The sequence below is a fragment of the Corynebacterium sp. MSK218 genome (assembly GCF_030232655.1).
In the GTDB taxonomy this organism is placed as follows: Bacteria; Actinomycetota; Actinomycetes; order Mycobacteriales; family Mycobacteriaceae; genus Corynebacterium.
In genome coordinates, this window is the sequence record NZ_JASPGN010000004.1 from 110,929 (window position 1) to 129,812 (window position 18,884).

Sequence of the window (18,884 nt, forward strand, 5' to 3'; positions counted from 1 at the left end):
CGCGAAGGGAAAGTGTGCGGTGTTAACCTCGGTGCTCCTGACGAGCGAGATCAGCGACACCGATCATACCTGCCGCCGAGCCCAACTCGGCGGTCGCAACGCGCGCCAAGGGTCGGTGACCGGCACCGACAATCTGTTGTGCCATACACTCACGGGCGGTATCGAGGAATAGATCTGCGTCCTGCGACACGCCTCCACCAATAACAATGAGCTCCGGATCAAGTACGTCCGCCACCATTGACAGGCCTTGGCCGAGCCACTGCCCGAAGTCCTCCATGACGGCTGTGGCCAGCGGATCTCCTAGACGCGCCGCGGCAGTAATGTCCTCACCGGAGGGCTTGTTAGGAAGCGCGGTCTCATACTTCCCACGCAAATCTGCAAAGGTGTCCGGCAGTGCAGTACCGGAAGCGTAGCGCTCCAAGCAGCCGCGCTTGCCACAAGAGCACAAGCGGCCACCGGGGTTGACAACAAGGTGCCCGAACTCGGGGGCAGTTCCGAAGGCACCGCGGTAAATGCGGCCCTCGGTAAACAACGTAGCTCCGATTCCAGTGCCCACGGCAAAGAAGACCCACTCCTTGGCGCCGCGGCCGGCACCGAAACGCCACTCGCCCCATGCAGCCGAATTAGCATCGTGTTCCAAGCGAACCGGTACATCCACGCGCTTGCTCAACGTCTCACGCACATTGGCGTCACGCCACGGCAGGTGCGGAGCAAAACGCACCACTTCGCACTCGGGATCCAAGAACCCGGCGAGGGCGAGACCTACCGCAGTGATGTCATGGCGGACTGAGAGTTCCTCCACACACCGAACGATGTCATCTTCCAGTTGGCCTGCATCCGTAGCCGTGGGCACGCTTGTGGAATCTACAATCTCTCCAGCTGCATCGATGACTGCAGCACGAAGATTAGTGCCGCCGATATCGAAACCAATAGTGAGGCCAGTGTGGTCGCCGTCGGCCGAGGGAGAGTGTTCAAGCATGACTAGTAGGATATACCGCCGGCTTAGCTCCGGTCACATTCAAGAACGTCGCGCAGACGCGCTCCCATAATGTCCCACGTCCAGTGCTCCTCCACGTGGCGGCGTCCGGAGATCGCCATGTGGTGCCTCAGGGGGACGTCGCCAAGCAGCCGCTCCACCGCTTCCTCCAACTCCGCGAGCACCGCTCCTCGCACCACAACGCCCGATTCAGGGGTGACAGTCTCCGAGGCTCCACCGGAATCCCCCGCGATGACCGGCAGGCCCGCCGCCTGCGCCTCGAGGTAGACGATTCCCAAGCCTTCGACGTCGAGCCCTCCCCCGCGGGTACGAGCCGGCATGGCAAATATATCTGCTGCATGCAGTGCCATGAGTAATTCTTCACTGTCCCGTGCTTCTCTAAGCACAGCATCAGGACAGTACTGCTTCGCTAGAACCCGCAATGTGGACCCATAGCTTCCACGTCCAATAATAAGCAGCTGAGCATCCGGATAAGTCTCCCGCACCCGCGGCATGGCGCGCAGCAGTTGGTCTTGACCTTTGCGTGGCACCCACCGTGAGATACATACGATGACGGGACCTTTACCCAAGCCAAAATGCTGGCGCGCATTTACCTTTTGCGTCTCCGTTGCGGGCACAAAGTCCTCGAGGCTTACCGCGGACGGCAGGTGTACCCACCGCGGGTGTGGGCCAAAGGCCCTAGTCAATCGACGGCGAGTGTACTCCGAAATGTAGGTGACAACATCAGATGTGTCTCCAATCCGGCGCAGCGCCTGGCGGGCCCCGGGCAACATAGACCAGCCCACTTCGTGTCCGTGCGTCGTCGCCACGATGCGGTGTGCCCCCGCTTTCCGTGCCGCGGATGCCATCAGCGCGAGAGGAGCCGCCGCACCAAACCACACAGTCTCGATGTCATGTTTACGGATGAGGCGCTGCATCTCACGGGCCGTGGCCGGGGTCGGCAGCATCACCTTACGCGGCCAGCGCACCACCGTATAGTCCACCGACTTATCGTAATCAGCGGCTGCATCCGCATCCTGGGTTGAGGCAAAAACTACGACGTCCCGCGGGTCCAGAGTGCGGAGGAAATCTCGCAGGTAGGACTGAATTCCCCCAATGGTGGGCGGGAAATCATTCGTGACCAGGAGTGTCCGTGACATGCGCTAGTACCGGACAGCGCCCTGAACTGGCATGGAATTAAGGGGCACCACAGCAACCGGTACGCCGTACGTCGATGCATGAACCACCTGGCCATCGCCGATATACATGCCCACGTGAGTAATACCAGGGTAGTAGCCCACAATGTCACCTGGCTGCAACTGATCCAGCGGCACCGGCGTGCCGCCAGCGATCTGCGCCTGCGACGTGCGCGGAATACTCTTGCCCATTTGCTTATAGCTCCACACCATCAGACCTGAGCAATCGAAGGTGTCCGGCCCTGCAGAACCCCAACCATACGGTGCACCCAGACGAGTCATTGCTGCCTGCACGGCAGCAGAGCCAGAACCATCCACAAGGGCAGCAAGGTCAATATCGGAAAGGCCGCCAAAGTGCTCAACCCATGCCTGGCGTGCCTCAGGGCTGAGAGAATCTACCTTCTCTTCTAGCTCTTTCTGTTGTTCTTCGAGCTCAGATTGCTCCTCCATGAGGGCCGTACGCTTGGCCTGCAATTCATCACGGGTACGGCGTGCCTCCTCAGCCGCATCGACCGCTTCCCGGTGAGCAGAATCAGCCGCTGCGGAGGCGGCCACCATGGCCTCTTCTTCACGTTTAGCAGCCTTCGATAACGCGCCAAGGTAGCCCATACGCTCCACAGCGCTAGCGACATCTTCAGCATCGAGCGCCGCTGCGATCGGCGACGCCGCGTTACGCCGATAGCGCTTTTGCGCTAACGCATCAATGCGCTTCTGTTGTTCCGCTACTGCTGCAGTGGCCTCATCAGCGTTGCGCTGAGCTCCCGCTGCCTGTTCATCGAGTTCGCCAATTCGCTTTTCGGTCTTCTCGATCTCATCTTCGAGCCCCTTGACTTCCTCGCCTTTGGCGGACACGCGCTGAGCGACGTCCGCCATACGCTCGATGAGCCCCGCGAGATCCTCCGGCGCGTCCTCCTGCTGAATCTCCTGAGCGACAACCGAAGGAACAACTACGGTCAGTGGAACTGCCGTCACCGCACATGCGGTGACGACAGAAGCAAGACGGCGACGCGACATGGACACCCCGATATCTAAGAAAATAATAATAGTTGACTGAAGTATAGCCTCAGCCGAGGGAAAGCAAAAGACTACCGATTAACAATAGCGGAACCCCTTCCCCACACTCATCTTCGACGTGACGAGTGTGGCGGAAGGGGTTAAAAATGTCCTCTGGGCCGTCTTTTAGAAGCGAACAGCAGAGTGGATCGGCATGTAGTTCAGGGAACGCTCACCAACCGGGGTGCCGGTGTTCAGCGCGTCAATGATGGTGCCATGGCCGGTGTAGATACCAACGTGAGATGCACCGGAGTAGTAAACGATGATATCGCCCGGCTGAAGAGCATCCAGGGAAACCTGGGTGCCGGCAGATGCCTGCGCCTGGGAGGTGCGCGGGATCTCCACGCCAGCCTGACGGTAAGCCCAGGAGGTCAGACCAGAGCAGTCAAAAGCGCTCGGACCGTTGGCGCCATAAACGTACGGGGAGCCAACTGCAGAACGAGCAGCCTCGAGGACCTTCTCGCCAACAGACTTAACCGGGGCAGGGGCCGGAGCTTCCTGCGCTACCGGTGCCTCAACGGAGGCAGCGTAGTCGGAGCCCTGGTTGGATTTCAGGGACGGGACGTACTTATCAACGTTCGGAACCTGCTTGATGTTCGGAACGTTCTCCAAGCCAGCGACCTCAAAGCGAATGTCGGTGTTCGGAACGACGACCTCGGCGGCGTTGGCGGCAGCCGGTACGGTAACGGCTGCGGTTGCTGCGACAGCAGCGGTGGTTGCAATGCGACGGGTGTTCAGGTTGCCCTGGCGACGGTGCTTAGCCACGAATTCAAACTCCAAATCTTCCAGTGCGCCTACCTTCGCTGCCTCCACACAGAACGTAGTTCTCTCGGAGCGCAACGAAAGCTCTAACCCATGGGCGGGCCTAGCGTTCGACGGTGACCCATTCCTGTAGGGCCACCTCCGCTCGGCCCCCAAATTTTAGGAGGGGCCAGACGCGGCGCTTAAATCTTCAGTTCGTATTGAGCACCGGTGCTTGGTACACCGTGTCGGTAACTCAATGTCTCGAATAGGTTACGAAACCATCACAAGCGATGTCGAGTTGGAAACACGAATCCCGCTCCGTTACCGTCCTGTTACCAAACGTCAACCCAAATGAGACTGGCCCGAGAATTAAGACACCATTAACACGCAAGCGCCACCGTTCACACCCTCCTACCTGCGACGACAAGCCACCACAAGGCTCGACAACAACCGGACCATTGCGGAGAATTCCAACTGAAATCCGTAAGAGAATTTCAGAATGTGACCTTTGTCACCTGGCCGTAATTTGGAGTACCAGTGGCCCCACATAACCCTTCCGGCACACTTTTCCCACCGGAAAAAGTGCTGTTTTCCAGCGGTTTTCCTGTCACCCACGTCACCCCAATCAGAGATCTGGGCCTCAAAATTCCCGTCGGGGCACTCACATCGCGAAGGTAATGCGCAGGTAAACAGAAGGTTACGGGCCTTAACCAAGCGATCTTCTCCGCACATATGGGCGCCACATAGACATAAACACGCCCAAAAGAAGCCCACCGCAGCCACTTAGCACCACCGCCCTTCCCCAGCCGAGCGCTCTTATCGTCGTGCGAAACGACGATCCTTATACTCGCCTCCCTTAAATACGCTCATTTCCTATCTCGTCGTTCTAGACGACGATTCCTATCTCCCTCTCTCAATATGGCGCCGCCACCTTTTCGTCGTCTATGGCGACGAAGAAGCTTTGTACCGGTGCCGCGAATCGTTCCACCGGCGTCGTTTCTGACGACGATAGGAAAATCACCGTTACCCAAGTCTCACTTTTTCGCCGGGTTCCTAGCCCCTCCTCGTCGTTTCTGACGACGAGCAAGCCCACTGCATCGCCGCCCCAACCTTCTAGAAGGGAATATCGCCGCCGCCAGTGTTGTCTCGGTCTGCCGGGTCAGTCATATCAAAGACTTCCACAATCTCACCGTTGTCCAACTCCACCTTTAATGCTTTGGCATCTTCATGCATCTTTGCCCGGTGTGCCATAACATCCTCCGCAACAGTGCGAGCCCACCTGCGCATCGACGGTGCCAGCGGGCCAGTGGCTTGCGTTGTCACCCAACTGCCATCAGCCAATAGCCACACCACATCCCCGGTAACCGGGTCCAAAATGTAGAAGGCTCTGCCTTCGGTCTTCATATTGTGATGACGCTGGCACAAACACACCAAATTATACGGATGAGTTGGCCCACCCTCGGCATAATTAATCCGATGATCCAACTGACACATCCACGCCGGCACATCACAACCCCCAGCCCGACACGTCCCATCACGGCCCTCAACATACTTACGCACAAAATCCGACGGACAATAAGAATCAGAAGCTTGAGGCACCCGGCTTAAATCCCGCTCAACCACCGTGGCCGCTGGAATATCCCCACCACGCCACCCATGGCCCTGAACAAACACCGGTACCCCCTCCACATCAGACGCCTTATAGGTATGCACCACCACTTTCGCTGCTTCAGGCTCCAGGCTGCCCGACAGCAACAACACCATGGCATCCGCCATGGAGACCTCATGCCTTCTGGCGGCTTCTTTAATGATCTCGTGGATGACCACACCCACAGTGGAATCAACTTCTAACTCAAGATAGGCCCGCTGGCCTTTAGTCAGGATGGAATACCGGTTCTTCTTGCGCGTATCACGAAACGCTACTGAATCATCCAGTACTTTGGCGATATCACGCACCCGGCGCCGAATCTGACTCGCTGTCGGAAACACCTGATTAGGCCGCTTCGGCACAAACCAGCGGGAAAGATTCTCATCAATTTCTGCCACCACCCTCCTGGTCGGACTGCCTAGCTTTGACATCACCTCATCAATCGCCACCAGCGACGCCATATCCAACAAGGCTTTAGAATCCTGCAACTGCTTAACCTTCGGTAACTCCTGAAGCCGAAGAACCCCCATCACATTCTTCGCCACCTGCCTAGCAGTCTTAGCAGTCCTGACCGAAAGCTTCATCACCTCACTATCAGAATCAGCCTCCAAAGCCGGAAGATTATGTAACCAAAACTCATACTCCGCACGCCGCAGAAACATCCCCGCAACACATACCGGATCATCAGGATTCGAATGAGAAAAATACGCCAACGGAACAGAAGAAGAAGAAGTTGTGGTTGCCACCATAAGTGACACCCCCCCTTAAATACTAGACAATACGAACACCCTTTCTAGCCACCACACTACCCAACCAACCCAACACCACACCAGACCCCACAACACACCACCACAACTAGACCAAAACAACACACCCATTCGAACATACTCTTGCCAACACCACATATAGACGGCGGATTATCAAACACCCCACACCACACTGTGACAAACACCACACTCAGGCAAGTCAGGGGGACGTCGCCAAGCATTGCGTCCCCAAGGATCGCAAAAGCCCGCTCCCCTCCTAGGTAGGAAGGAAGCGGGCTCAGTGAGCGTGTTTCAGAAGGTGGCGCTAGATGCGGCCGTTCTCTTCATCGTCGCGACGGTTAGCCTCGTTGAGCTGACGGAACATCTCCGCCTCCTCAGCGTGGTTTTCTTCGCGGATCTCCTGTGCACGGGACATGATGCCAGCGTCATCCGGGGAGAAGATGCCCTGGGTCTCGGAGTCAGCCAGACCCAGCTGGTTGAGCTGCTTCGGAACCTGAGCACCGGCATACTCGAGCGGAATCGGGTGGCCATGGTCATCAACTGGGCCGAGCGGCTGGTGAACCTCGATAAAGGCACCGTTCGGAAGCTGCTTGATAACACCAGTTTCGATACCGTGCTCCAAGACCTCACGGTCGGAACGCTGCAGACCAACGCAAATACGGTAGGTCATGAAGTACGCAATCGGAGGCAGGACGATAAGACCGATGCGGCCAACCCAGGTCATTGCATTCAGCGAGATCTGGAAGAAGTTAGCCACGTGGTCGTTACCACCGGAGAGGGTGACCAGCAGGAAGAAGGTGATGGCCATCGCGCCAATTGCGGAACGAACCGGAACGTCGCGCGGGCGCTGCAGGAGGTTGTGGTGGGCGTCGTCGCCAGTCAGCTTCTTCTCAATGAAGGGGTAGGCGAAGAGCAAGATAACCATGAGACCACACAGCAGAGCGACCCAAAATGCGGACGGGATGGTGTAGTTGCCGATGTAGAGCTCCCATGCCGGCATGACACGGGCAACACCGTCAGTCCACAGCATGTAGATATCCGGCTGGGAACCAGCGGACACCTGGGACGGGTTGTACGGTCCGAGCGACCAGATGGCGTTGATGGTCATGAGACCGGAGATGAGTGCCAGTACGCCAGCAACCATCATGCCCATACCAATTGCCTTGGTGGCAAAGACCGGCATGATGCGGACACCGACAACGTTGTTCTCAGCGCGACCCGGTCCAGGGAACTGCGTGTGCTTCTGGAACCAGACCATGATCAGGTGGGCTGCGATGAGGCCCAGGATGATGCCCGGGATAACCAGCACGTGCAGGATGTAGAAGCGGTCCAGCATCAGGTCGGACGGGAAGTCACCACCGAAGATGGCCCAGTGCAGCCAGGTACCGATAATCGGCAGACCCAGGATGATGGCAGACATGATTCGCAGACCGACACCGGAAAGCAGGTCATCCGGGAGGGAGTAGCCGAGGAAGCCCTCGATCATGCCCAGCAGGATGAGCGCGCAACCGATGATCCAGTTAGCCTCACGCGGGCGACGGAACGCACCGGTGAAGAAGATGCGCAGCATGTGAGCAATCATGGACATCATGAACATGAGTGCTGCCCAGTGGTGCATCTGGCGGATGAAGAGGCCGCCGCGCACCTCGAAGGAGATATCTAGTGCGGTGGCGTAGGCGCGAGACATCTCGACGCCGTTCAATGGGGTGTATGCACCGTCATAGATGACCTTCGTAATGGAAGGGTCGAAGAACAGTGCTAGGTAGATACCGGTCAGCAGCAGGATGATGAAGCTGTACAGCGCCATCTCACCGAGCATGAAGGACCAGTGAGTCGGAAAGACTTTGTTGAGCTGGGTACGCAGGACGCCAGCGGCAGAATAGCGCTCGTCCATGTTGTTGCCCATCTTGGCAAGTTTATTACTCATTATGACTTACGCTCCCAGAATGCAGGTCCGACGGGCTCAACGAAGTTGCCCTTGGCAACCATGTAGCCTTCGTCGTCCACCTCGATCGGCAGCTGCGGCAGTGCACGGGCGGCCGGACCGAAGACCGGCTTACCGTAGTGCAGAGCGTCGAACTGCGACTGGTGGCACGGGCAAAGAATGCGGTTGGTTTGTGCCTCATACAGCGAGGTCGGGCAACCAATGTGGGTACAGATCTTGGAGTAGGCGTAGTAGTCGCCGTAGTGGAAGTCCTCCTGGCCCTTACGCTCGATGGCCTTCTTGGCATCATCATTGCGCAGACGAATGAGCATCACAGCGTTGCGGTTTCCGTGAATGGAGTGCATGTGATTCTCGTACACGTCCTTATCCTCGGACCACTCAGCGCCATCGTTGACGTCCTCCGCTGCGAGCGGGAAGACAGTCTCCATGCCGCCGGCAGCAAGGTCCTCCGGACGAACACGCACCAAGCGGGCAAGGCCGCGGGTGGTGTAGTGCTCACCAGACTCGCCAGCGTGCTTCTCGGCGATGGTACCGGTGTCACGAGCAAGGTAGAGCTTGACGCCCTTCTCGTGCATGGTCCAGCCGGAGGTCCACAGGGTGCCGTCGCCGGTGTAGTCCAGTTCGTGGCGCTTCTTCCACGGGTTGTTGATTGCGCCGCCGAGCGGGGCAATGACAGTCAAGCCGAAGAGAACGCCGGCGCCACCAAGCAGACCCATGATGGTCTTACGACGACCCAGAGTCGAGGTGTTCCAGGAGTCATTTAGCAGAGCGGTGAGGGTACGGCGGTCAACCTCGTCGGAAGGACCATCGTGGCGACGCTGCACGGAAATCTCTTCCGGCAGAATCTTCTTCACATACTGAACGATGGCGAAGCCAAGGCCCAAGATGCACAGACCGGAAGTCAGACCGAGAAGCGGGGTGTACAGGGTGTGCCACCACAGGCCATCCTCACCTAGCATCTTGTACTTCCAAGGCCAGAACAGGTAAACGCCAAGGAAGGCGATACCCATCAGCACGGAAATAACGAGCCAGAAGGTGATGTTGGCAGCGGCACGCTTCTCCGCCGGGTCACCCTCGACTGGGAAGCGCTCCTTGCGGAACGCAACGGTGACGTCGTCAAGCTCGGTACCGAGAGCGGCGAGCTCGTCGTTGCTCATAGCATCGAGCTCTTTGCGAGAGTAATTCTTCTTTACGTTGCTCATGAGCGAGATCCAATCCACATTGCGGCAACGCACAGAAGGCTGATGCCGATAATCCACATTGCCAGGCCCTCAGCCACTGGGCCGAGACCGCCAAGGTCCCAACCTGCCGGTGACGGGGTTTCCTTCGCAGACTTAAGGTAGGCGATGATGTCCTTCTTCTCATCTGCGGTCAGCTGACGGTCAGAGAACTTCGGCATGTTCTGCGGACCGGTCAGCATTGCCTGGTAGATCTCCTGCTCATTGGCCGGAGCAAGCGGCGGAGCGAACTTACCCGAGGACAGTGCGCCACCCTGACCAGTGAAGTTGTGGCAGGACGCACAGTTCATGCGGAAGAGCTCGGAGCCCTTGGCAACGTCCTCTGCCTGAATCTGTCCGTTGTAGTTGGTACCACGAAGGGATTCCTGGGCAATGGAGCCGTCGTCGTTGTAGACAATGTCCGGGCCACCACCGTTGGCAGCAACATATGCCGCAAGGGCCAAAGTCTGCTGCTCGGTGTAACGCGGGGTCTTGCGCTCAGCCTGTGCATCGTTGGACATCATCGGCATACGGCCGGAGTGAACCTGGAAGTACACAGAACCGGCGCCAACGCCGGCGAGGGAAGGACCGCGGTCCTCAATGCCCTGAAGGTTCGCACCGTGGCAGGTAATACAAGCGACTTCGTAGATGTCCTTACCCTCTTGAACGAGAGCCTGGTCATCCTTGGCAGCGGTAGCCACCTGAGCGTCCGGAGTCAGGGCGGAAGCCAAGACACCTGCGCCGGTGAGACCGATGCTCAGTGCGAAGACGCCAGCAAGCGTGCGCTTCGCCTTACGGCGACGGCGGGTCTTCTTAGCCGCGGCAGTGGTCTCCTCCACTGCGGCGGGCTGCTGGATGTTATCCATCATTTTCCTTTAGATAACTCGTACATGGAAGTGAATGGCTGTAGGCCGGAAGCTCCGGCGCTGACGGCCTACTTAACTAGGTAGATGACTACGAAAACGCCAATCCACACAACGTCAACGAAGTGCCAGTAGTAAGACACTGCCATCGCTGCGGTTGCCTGTGCCGGCGTGAACTTGGAGCGGGCAATACGCGCCAAGATGATTCCGAAGGAAATCAGACCTGCAGTCACGTGGGCCGCGTGGAAACCGGTCAGAATGTAGAAGACCGAACCAAACACGGAGGACTGAACAGTCACACCTGCCATGATCAACTCTGTCCACTCGAAGGCCATGATGCCCAAGAAGACAACACCCAACGCGAGGGTCACCGAGTACCAGAGTCGGAGCTTGTATACGTCACCCCTTTCTGCTGCGAAGACGCCGAACTGGGAGGTCACGGAGGAGAGAACCAGAACAGTCGTGATGACAAAGCCCATCGGCACGTTGATGTGCGCGGTGTGCTCAGCCCAGTCACCCTCCTGGCCGTTCGCACGCGAGGTAAACCACATCGCGAACAGTCCAGCAAAGAACATCAATTCCTGAGACAGGAACACGATGGTGCCGACGCTGACCATGTTGGGTCGGTTCAGCGCGGCAACACGTGGTGCTGCCATACCTTGGTTAGAAACTACGCTCGTCACGCATAACAGTATGGCCGGTTAAGACGTATAAGTCATCTCAATTCCCCCCGATTTTTGGAGGCTGCAAGCTAGACCTTCACAGCCATTCCATATCTGCTCCACGATTCTTCAAGACAGAAAGTCACGGGAACTTTTCGCCACGCTTTCCGACGCCCCATTAATGCAGGTAGCACGACCCCTTACCCATAGAGCACCATAGCCGTCGAAAGGAATGGGTAACGTGCCGGCTCGTTCCGCAAGCACTTGGCGCGATTCTTTCAATGAGATAAATCACAAGCCCAAACAGTGGATCAGTGCAGGTTTGCAACTTTCGGTTGACCCCCGAAGAAAATAGGCTTTTACGTGCTGAAAGTGGTTCAAAGACGGCGCTGCCATACGGGGGAGACACCCCACCGCTCCCCCATTGGAGAAATTTTTGCGCGACGATGGGAACTTTCTTGAGGGCTATCCGACTCGACGATCGACAAAGCCCTCGAGCTCCATAAAGGAGGCGAGGGCTCGAGAAGTCGTGGCGCTTATTGGAGCGGCAGAAGGAACCTCTTAGTGCTTTTCCTTCGGCAGACCATACTGCAAGGACAGACCGGTTACAGAAGCAACGAGCAGGACTGCACCCAAGGCAATCATCCAGAAGTAGAGGAAGATAATACCGAGGCCGAGAACCGCAATAGAACCAGTCATGGCTAGCGGCCAAATGGAGTTCGGAGAGAAGAAGCCGAGAATACCGGCCTTGTCCTCGGTCTCCGCCTCTTCCCAGTCCTCCGGAGCTAGGTCGACTCGGTTGTCGGTGAAGTGCAGGTAGCCGCCGAGCATGAGGCACAGGAGCATAGCGAGAATCATGCCCACGATGCCAACCCACTCAGGGCCGTAGAGGTAACCGTCATCCTTGACGTAGTTCACGCCGATGACGTAAACGATGAGCGACACGAAGAGGTAGGTCGCAATGGCGTAAAAGACCTTAGATGTTGCACGCATTGTGTATCAGTTCCTTTTCTTATGCCGCTTCAGCGGTGTCGACAAAGTTGTCGGCATCGCGGGTATCGCGCAGGGAGTTGAACGGAGACGTGGTCACAGCGTAAGGCTCTTCACCGATGTACTCAAGGGCCTCAGCGTTGGTAGCTTCTGGGTTCTCTTCGCGGAACTTAAGGTACTTATTGAAGTCAGCGCGGTCAACGACGCGCAGCTCGAAGTTCATCATGGCGTGGTAGGTACCGCACATCTCGGCACAGCGGCCAACGAAGGCACCCTTCTCCTCAATCTTCTCTACCTGGAAGCGACGCTCCTGTGCGTTAACCTCCGGATGCGCGTAGACATCGCGCTTGAACAAAAACTCCGGAATCCAGAAGGAGTGGGATACGTCACCGGATGCAAGACGGAACTCAATCGGGGTATCTACCGGAAGAACCAGAACCGGGATTTCTTCGGTGGAACCTACGGTCTCAATCTTGTTGAAGTTGAGGTAGGAAATGTCACCGGTGGACTTGCCGTGAATCGGGTTCGGGTTCGGGGTACCCTCTGGGTCGGTAGCGGACTCCTCAGCGAGCTTTTGACGCTCAATGTCAGCGCCGTCGTAGTTCTCACCGTCTACCTTGTTCTCGGCGTAACCGAACTTCCAGTTCCACTGGTACGCAGTCACGTCAACGGTAACCTCCGGGTTCTTATCCAGTGCGGTGACCTTCTGCTGCGCCTGAACGGTGAAGAAGAACAGACCCATGATGATGAGAATCGGCATGATGGTCAGCGCCAGCTCGAGCGGCACGTTGTACTGCAGCTGCTTCGGGAACTCACCCTTGCCAGCCTTTTCTGCCTTCTTTGCGTTCCAGCGGAAAATGGCGGTGAGGAAGAGACCCCACATGATGAAGCCAACGATCCAAGCTGCAACCCAGACCCAAATCCAGAAGTTGTACATCGATTCAGCCTCTGGGGTAATACCCTTTGGCCAGCCGAAACCGAGGAGGTTCTCCACGGCGGTCGGCGCTGCGACATCACAACCCGCCAGAGCGAGGCCGCCCATGGCGATGACGCCTGCTAGACCAGCCTTGCGGGCGAGATTGCGTTCTTTACGCTGTCCCACGTGTGTTCTGCCTTTCTGTGCACACAAACTTCTCGAATACTCATGGAGCATTCCTACCCAATTAGGATAGAGCATCACGCTCGAGTTTCAGACCTTTTCGCTGGCCTGATGAGGGGATGATTTCGCTCCATAAATAATGAACGAACAGGATGTTACAGGCCCACCTGCACAAGATCACTCCCGCTCCCCCACCCACCCCCTGCCCCCTATGACTCAATTCACAAGGCCAATCCCCCTCCATCATCCGAAAGTTCGCACCCTAACGGGGAGCGCGGCGCGGGGTTCGCAGATCCTTGAGACACGGCCGTAAAGTGTGTCGCAGATGAACCTTCATATATAAGGAGAAACACGTTTATGTGCGGACTCTGCACGCTGCTTAGCGCCGATCGCAACGCCGCCGAGCACCTCGAAGCCCTCGAACAGTCCCTGCAGTGCATGCGTCACCGCGGCCCCGACGCAGCCGGCACGTGGCACGACGAGGACGCTGCATTCGGCTTCAACCGCCTGTCCATCATCGACTTGGAGCACTCCGACCAACCTTTGCGCTGGGGTCCAGAAGATAACCCCGAGCGCTACGCTCTGACCTTTAACGGCGAGATCTACAACTACGTCGAACTTCGTGAAGAGCTCACCGCTGCAGGGTATTCCTTTAATACTCAAGGCGATGGCGAGCCCATCGTTGTGGGTTATCACCACTGGGGCAAGGACGTCGTCGAGCACCTACGCGGCATGTTCGGCTTCGTTATTTGGGATACCGAAACCCGCACTATGTTTGCTGCTCGCGACCAATTCGGCATTAAGCCGCTCTACTATGCAACGACGAGCAAAGGCACGGTCTTTGCCTCTGAGATGAAGTGCATCCTCAGCATGGCAGACTCGCTGGGTCTAGACCTGGGCCTTGATAAGCGCGCCATTGAGCACTACGTCGACCTGCAATACGTTCCGGAACCGGAGTCTCTGCATGCCAACATTCGACGCGTCGAGTCCGGCTGCACCGTCACGCTGCGCCCAGGCGAAGAAGTAGTGGCCGAACGTTACTTCTCACCCCGCTTCCCCATCCAACCCGTCAAGCAGGGCGAGGAACAGCAGCTCTTCGACAAGATTGCGAGGGCGCTGGAGGATAGCGTCGAGAAGCACATGCGTGCCGATGTGACCGTAGGCTCGTTCCTCTCCGGCGGTATTGACTCCACCGCCATCGCGGCACTGGCTAAGCGCCACAACCCAGACCTGCTCACGTTCACTACAGGTTTCGAGCGTGAGGGTTACTCCGAGGTGGACGTTGCTGCTGAGTCCGCCGCAGCCATCGGCGTGGAGCACATCGTCAAAATCGTCTCCCCGGAGGAGTACGCCGACGCCGTGCCGAAAATCATGTGGTACCTAGACAATCCGGTGGCGGATCCGTCCCTGGTACCGCTTTACTTCGTAGCCCAGGAAGCCCGCAAGCACGTCAAGGTGGTGCTCTCTGGTGAAGGCGCTGATGAGCTCTTTGGCGGCTACACCATCTATAAGGAGCCGCTATCTCTTGCACCGTTTGAAAAGATCCCTTCTCCACTTCGCCAGGGGCTGGGCAAGCTCTCGCAGGTGCTTCCCGACGGTATGAAGGGCAAGTCCCTACTTAACCGTGGTTCTATGACTATGGAAGAGCGCTACTACGGCAATGCGCGTTCCTTTAACTTTGAGCAGCTGCAGCGCGTTCTTCCCTGGGCGAAGCGCGAGTGGGATCACCGAGAGGTCACCGCCCCGATTTATGCCCAGTCGCGGGACTTCGACCCGGTAGCTCGTATGCAGCACCTAGACCTTTTCACCTGGATGCGCGGCGACATCTTGGTCAAGGCCGACAAGATGAACATGGCCAACTCCCTTGAACTGCGCGTTCCCTTCTTGGACAAGGAAGTTTTCAAGGTTGCGGAGACGATCCCACACGAGCTGAAGATTTCCCATGGCACCACCAAGTACGCACTACGCAAGGCGATGGAGCAGATTGTTCCCCCGCACGTACTACACCGCAAGAAGCTCGGTTTCCCAGTACCAATGCGCCACTGGCTAGCTGGTGACGAGCTCTTCGGCTGGGCACAGGATCAGATTACGGAGTCCCAGACCGAGGACATCTTCAACAAGAAGGAAGTTCTCGAGATGCTCAAGGAGCACCGCGACGGTATTTCCGATCACTCCCGCCGCCTGTGGACCGTATTGTCGTTTATGATTTGGCACGGCATCTTTGTGGAGGATCGCATCGATCCCCAGATTGAGCAGCGCGATTACCCAGTGAAGCTCTAAAACGCATATAGCCCTCGCCACCACGGCGAGGGCTTTATTGCTGCCTACAGCGCCGCTTTCTATAGCGCTGACTTCAACCGGAAATCAGTTGAAGGAATCACCACAAGCACAGGAACCACCCGCGTTCGGGTTGTCAATGGTGAAGCCCTGAGCCTCGATGGTGTCAGAGAAGTCGATCTTGGCACCGGTGAGGTACGGGATGGACATCTTGTCTACGACGAGATTGACGCCACCGATGGTGTCTACCTTGTCACCATCAAGGGTACGGTCGTCGAAATACAGCTGGTAGCGCAGGCCAGCGCAACCGCCTGGCTGGACGGCGATGCGCAGGGACAGGTCATCGCGGCCTTCCTGCTCAAGCAGGGACTTTGCCTTGGCGGCAGCGGCGTCGGTCAGGATGACTCCGGTTGCAGACGCGGGAGCGGTCATGGTTTCTCCTCTTAATATGTACGGAATTTTCTGGAGCCCACCCTACCCCCTCACGCGGAAGGAAGAAAGGATGTCTCGCTTGCACTGGTGTCGTGTCACTTAACCCAACGACGATGAGGGCGGGCCTATTCCCAGAATGTTGTGACAACCTTGTACGCTAAACATCGTGAAACTTCCGTGGCAAAAAGACGAAAAGACCCCTTCCCCCGCCGAGCAGACCCCGGCTCCCGAGGAGAAGGCCGCCGCCGAGAAACCGCACCGCAAGGGCTACACGCCGCCGAAGGGCCGCCCTACCCCTAAACGCGATGCGCAGGAAATCGCTCGCGGCGTCAAGCGCGATCCCAAGGGTATGTCTGATGCCCAGCGCCATCAGCACCGCAAGGAGCTCAAGGCCTCCATGTCCAAGGAGGAGTGGAAGGACTATAAGCGCAAGGAGCGCCAAGAATCTCGCGCGCGTAATAAGGAAGCACAAGAACGCATGGCTGCCGGCGATGAGCGCTACCTCCTCGCCCGTGACAAAGGTGAGGTCCGCCGCTACGTGCGTGACTGGGTAGATGCGCGCCGCTTCCTCAACGAGTGGGTTATGCCCTTCGCCATCGTGCTCTTTGTGCTTTTGTTCGTCAGCAGCAGGAATCCGAACTTGGCCAACATTATCTCCATCGCTTCCATGGTGGTCATCGCGGTCTTCGCTGTCGAAGGTATCTGGCTGTCGCGCAAGTGCAACAACGCTGTGCGCCTGAAGTTCCCGGGCACCACCGAAGCTGGCTTCGGCTTGGGCTTCTACGCTTATTCCCGCGCTTCCCAGCCACGCAAGTGGCGTACCCCGCGTCCACAGGTAGAGCGCGGAGCCGCCGTTTAATTCGGAGTACTCATGCCAGATTTCACCGCCATTCCACAGCTGCGCAGCACGTCCCCTCATGAAGCAGGGCGTCTTGCGGAGATCGCCGCATGGCTTGCTGCTGCGCAGGATTCCGAGAAGGCTCAGCCTCTCACCCGCGCTCGCGCACTAGTGTTCGCCGGCGCACACGGCATTGCGGATCGCACCATCGACGGCATCGGAATCGGGCCATACAGCAGTGCCGACGAAGCGCGCTGGCGTGACGATATCAGCACCGCAGCTCACCGCGCGGAGGCCGGCGTGGAGTTCATTGAATGCGCCGAAGCAGCAGCTATTGACGTCGCGCCTGCCATGTCCACCGAAGAGCTCGAGCGCCACGTTGAGCTCGGTAAGAAGACAGCGGATCGTGAAGTGGATTCCGGTGCAGATTTTCTCCTTACCTCCGATTTTGGCATTGGCGGAGAGACCGTCGCCGCTGCGGTCATGGGCCGCATTACCCGCACAGAACCGGTAGCCATTCTGGGCACACGCACCAGTGGTGGCGTAACTGATCAGATGTGGAAGACCCGCGTCACGATTGTGCGCGATGCTATGTTCCGCGCCCGCAATCTTGAGGGCTGGAAGGTCGTGCAGACCATTGGCTCCCCGAGCCTCGCAGCACTGGTGGGTTTCATCGCACAGGCAGCGTTGCGGCGAACGCCGGTGCTTATCGCCGGCCCCCTGGCCGCCACCGCAGCCGTCCTCGCGGAACGCAGCGCCCCCGGTGTCAAGGGTTGGCTGCGTGCGGGAAGTACGTCCCCCGAACCGGCGCAGGCCCTCGCGTTCAAGGAGCTGGAGCTTAGCCCGCTCCTCGACCTCAACCTGAGCGCCGGCTACCCCCTAGGCGCGCTCGCGGCCCTACCGCTCGTGCAGCTGGCCGCTGAGCTTAGCTAGAAGGCGAGATTACTTCGCTTCCACCAGCGTGTGCAGCCAGCCATGGATATCCTCCACGGCGCCGCGCTGAATTCCGGTGAGACGCTCACGCAAGGCCATGGTGGTCGCACCGGCCTCGTCATTGTTGATGTGGAAGTCCACATCATTGCCCATAACATGTCCCACTGGGGTGATGACGGCGGCGGTGCCGCAAGCAAAGGTTTCTTTCATCGCGCCGGAGGCGACATCGTCGGCCCATTCCTTGTAGGTAATGCGGCGCTCTTCGACCTTGAGCCCCATATCTTCAGCCACCTGCAGCAGGGATTTGCGGGTAATACCCGGCAAGAGAGAGCCCGACAGGGCCGGAGTGACCAGGGTTTGGTTGTCCTCTTCGCCATAAATGAAGGCAAGGTTCATGCCGCCCATTTCCTCGATATAGGTGCGGTCGATGGCATCCAGCCAGACCACCTGGTCACAGCCCTTTTCTGCTGCCTGCGCCTGAGCCAGGAGGGACGCGGCGTAGTTGCCAGCGAATTTTGCAGCACCGGTGCCACCAGGGGCGGCGCGAACATAGTCGGTGGATAGCCACACGGATACCGGCTTGATGCCGCCGGAGAAGTACGCGCCTGCAGGCGAAGCGATCACAACGTAGCGGTAGGAGTTCGCCGGATGCACGCCCAGGGATACATCGGTAGCGATCATGAAGGGGCGGAAGTACAGGGCTGCCTCGCCGCCTGCTTCGGGGACCCAGGCTTGGTCGACGTCGACAAGCTGGCGCAGAGACTCTACGAACTCCTCTTCTGGGAGCTGCGGCATGGCCATGCGCTCAGCGGAAGCCTGCAGACGCTGCGCATTCTGCTCCGGGCGGAAGGTGGCGATGCTGCCATCGGGCTGACGGTAGGCCTTGATGCCCTCGAAGATGGCCTGGCCATAGTGAAATACGGTGGACGCCGGTTCCATGCTGAACGGTTCGTAAGGGCGCACCTGTGCATCATGCCAGCCCTTCTCTTCGGTCCAATCAATGGTCACCATGTGGTCGGTGAAGTACTTGCCAAAGCCCGGGTTCGCCTGAATCTCCTGTAGGCGCTCCGGGGAGGTGGGGTTTTCAGTTCGCGTCACGGTGTAATTCAACATGCCTCACAGCGTACCCCCTAGCTGCCTATAGGACTGCAGAAATACAAGAGTTTCGCCCCTGAGCGGCACCAGCCACTACCGCGGGTAGGGTGTGAGGAGTATCCCATTGTCACTTTCTCAAGGAGGACATC

16 protein-coding genes are annotated in these 18,884 nt (G+C 58.1%); 3 read left to right on the forward strand and 13 right to left on the reverse strand.

Annotation, left to right across the window (positions count from 1 at the left end; translation table 11 throughout):
- Positions 1-22: 22 nt before the first annotated feature.
- The 11 genes from QP922_RS04620 to ctaC all read right to left on the reverse strand — a co-directional run bounded on the left by QP922_RS04620 (position 23) and on the right by ctaC (position 13,163).
- On the reverse strand, positions 23-979 hold the full coding sequence (locus QP922_RS04620; RefSeq protein WP_284808113.1) for an ROK family protein: 957 nt from the start codon (positions 977-979) through the stop codon (positions 23-25).
- A 23-nt stretch (positions 980-1,002) separates the two neighbouring features.
- Positions 1,003-2,136: a glycosyltransferase family 4 protein gene (locus tag QP922_RS04625; RefSeq protein ID WP_284808114.1), complete on the reverse strand. Its 1,134-nt coding sequence runs from the start codon at positions 2,134-2,136 to the stop codon at positions 1,003-1,005.
- Between the two features lie 3 nt (positions 2,137-2,139).
- Complete coding sequence (locus QP922_RS04630; RefSeq protein ID WP_284808115.1) at positions 2,140-3,186, reverse strand: C40 family peptidase; 1,047 nt, start codon at positions 3,184-3,186, stop codon at positions 2,140-2,142.
- 165 nt (positions 3,187-3,351) lie between these two features.
- Positions 3,352-3,990: a C40 family peptidase gene (locus tag QP922_RS04635; protein WP_204099782.1), complete on the reverse strand. Its 639-nt coding sequence runs from the start codon at positions 3,988-3,990 to the stop codon at positions 3,352-3,354.
- A 1,092-nt stretch (positions 3,991-5,082) separates the two neighbouring features.
- Positions 5,083-6,366: an HNH endonuclease signature motif containing protein gene (locus QP922_RS04640; protein ID WP_284808116.1), complete on the reverse strand. Its 1,284-nt coding sequence runs from the start codon at positions 6,364-6,366 to the stop codon at positions 5,083-5,085.
- 322 nt (positions 6,367-6,688) lie between these two features.
- Entirely contained in the window at positions 6,689-8,311 is a 1,623-nt protein-coding gene (qcrB, locus tag QP922_RS04645) for a cytochrome bc1 complex cytochrome b subunit (protein ID WP_070672671.1), read from the reverse strand.
- Positions 8,311-9,531: a cytochrome bc1 complex Rieske iron-sulfur subunit gene (qcrA, locus tag QP922_RS04650; RefSeq protein WP_070672674.1), complete on the reverse strand. Its 1,221-nt coding sequence runs from the start codon at positions 9,529-9,531 to the stop codon at positions 8,311-8,313. The genes qcrB and qcrA overlap by 1 nt, the downstream gene beginning before the upstream one ends.
- Positions 9,528-10,415, reverse strand: coding sequence for a cytochrome bc1 complex diheme cytochrome c subunit (gene qcrC / locus QP922_RS04655; RefSeq protein WP_039676130.1), 888 nt, complete (start codon positions 10,413-10,415; stop codon positions 9,528-9,530). The genes qcrA and qcrC overlap by 4 nt, the downstream gene beginning before the upstream one ends.
- 65 nt (positions 10,416-10,480) lie before the next feature.
- A complete protein-coding gene (gene ctaE, locus QP922_RS04660) occupies positions 10,481-11,092 on the reverse strand; it encodes an aa3-type cytochrome oxidase subunit III (RefSeq protein ID WP_502869586.1) in 612 nt (203 codons plus the stop codon).
- Positions 11,093-11,632: 540 nt separating this feature from the next.
- A complete protein-coding gene (ctaF, locus tag QP922_RS04665) occupies positions 11,633-12,064 on the reverse strand; it encodes an aa3-type cytochrome oxidase subunit IV (RefSeq protein ID WP_070672677.1) in 432 nt (143 codons plus the stop codon).
- Positions 12,065-12,083: 19 nt separating this feature from the next.
- Positions 12,084-13,163 carry an aa3-type cytochrome oxidase subunit II gene (gene ctaC, locus QP922_RS04670; protein ID WP_284808117.1) on the reverse strand — a complete coding sequence of 360 codons (1,080 nt, stop codon included), beginning with the start codon at positions 13,161-13,163 and terminating at the stop codon, positions 12,084-12,086.
- 354 nt (positions 13,164-13,517) lie between these two features.
- Between ctaC and asnB the strand changes: the two genes are divergently transcribed.
- On the forward strand, positions 13,518-15,440 hold the full coding sequence (gene asnB, locus QP922_RS04675) for an asparagine synthase (glutamine-hydrolyzing) (protein ID WP_284808118.1): 1,923 nt from the start codon (positions 13,518-13,520) through the stop codon (positions 15,438-15,440).
- Positions 15,441-15,524: 84 nt separating this feature from the next.
- Here asnB and QP922_RS04680 read toward each other — a convergent pair whose 3' ends face one another.
- Positions 15,525-15,869 carry a HesB/IscA family protein gene (locus QP922_RS04680; RefSeq protein WP_039676139.1) on the reverse strand — a complete coding sequence of 115 codons (345 nt, stop codon included), beginning with the start codon at positions 15,867-15,869 and terminating at the stop codon, positions 15,525-15,527.
- Between the two features lie 166 nt (positions 15,870-16,035).
- On the opposite strand from QP922_RS04680, the gene QP922_RS04685 reads away from it, so the two are divergent.
- Both QP922_RS04685 and QP922_RS04690 read left to right on the forward strand, forming a co-directional pair.
- The gene (locus tag QP922_RS04685) at positions 16,036-16,728 is read left to right on the forward strand and encodes a DUF3043 domain-containing protein (protein ID WP_070672686.1); all 693 of its coding nucleotides are present in this window, start codon (positions 16,036-16,038) and stop codon (positions 16,726-16,728) included.
- 12 nt (positions 16,729-16,740) lie between these two features.
- Entirely contained in the window at positions 16,741-17,640 is a 900-nt protein-coding gene (locus tag QP922_RS04690) for a nicotinate-nucleotide--dimethylbenzimidazole phosphoribosyltransferase (protein ID WP_070672689.1), read from the forward strand.
- Positions 17,641-17,649: 9 nt separating this feature from the next.
- Here the strand turns inward: QP922_RS04690 and QP922_RS04695 are convergent, their stop codons facing one another.
- A complete protein-coding gene (locus QP922_RS04695) occupies positions 17,650-18,753 on the reverse strand; it encodes a branched-chain amino acid aminotransferase (RefSeq protein ID WP_284808119.1) in 1,104 nt (367 codons plus the stop codon).
- Positions 18,754-18,884 lie beyond the last annotated feature (131 nt).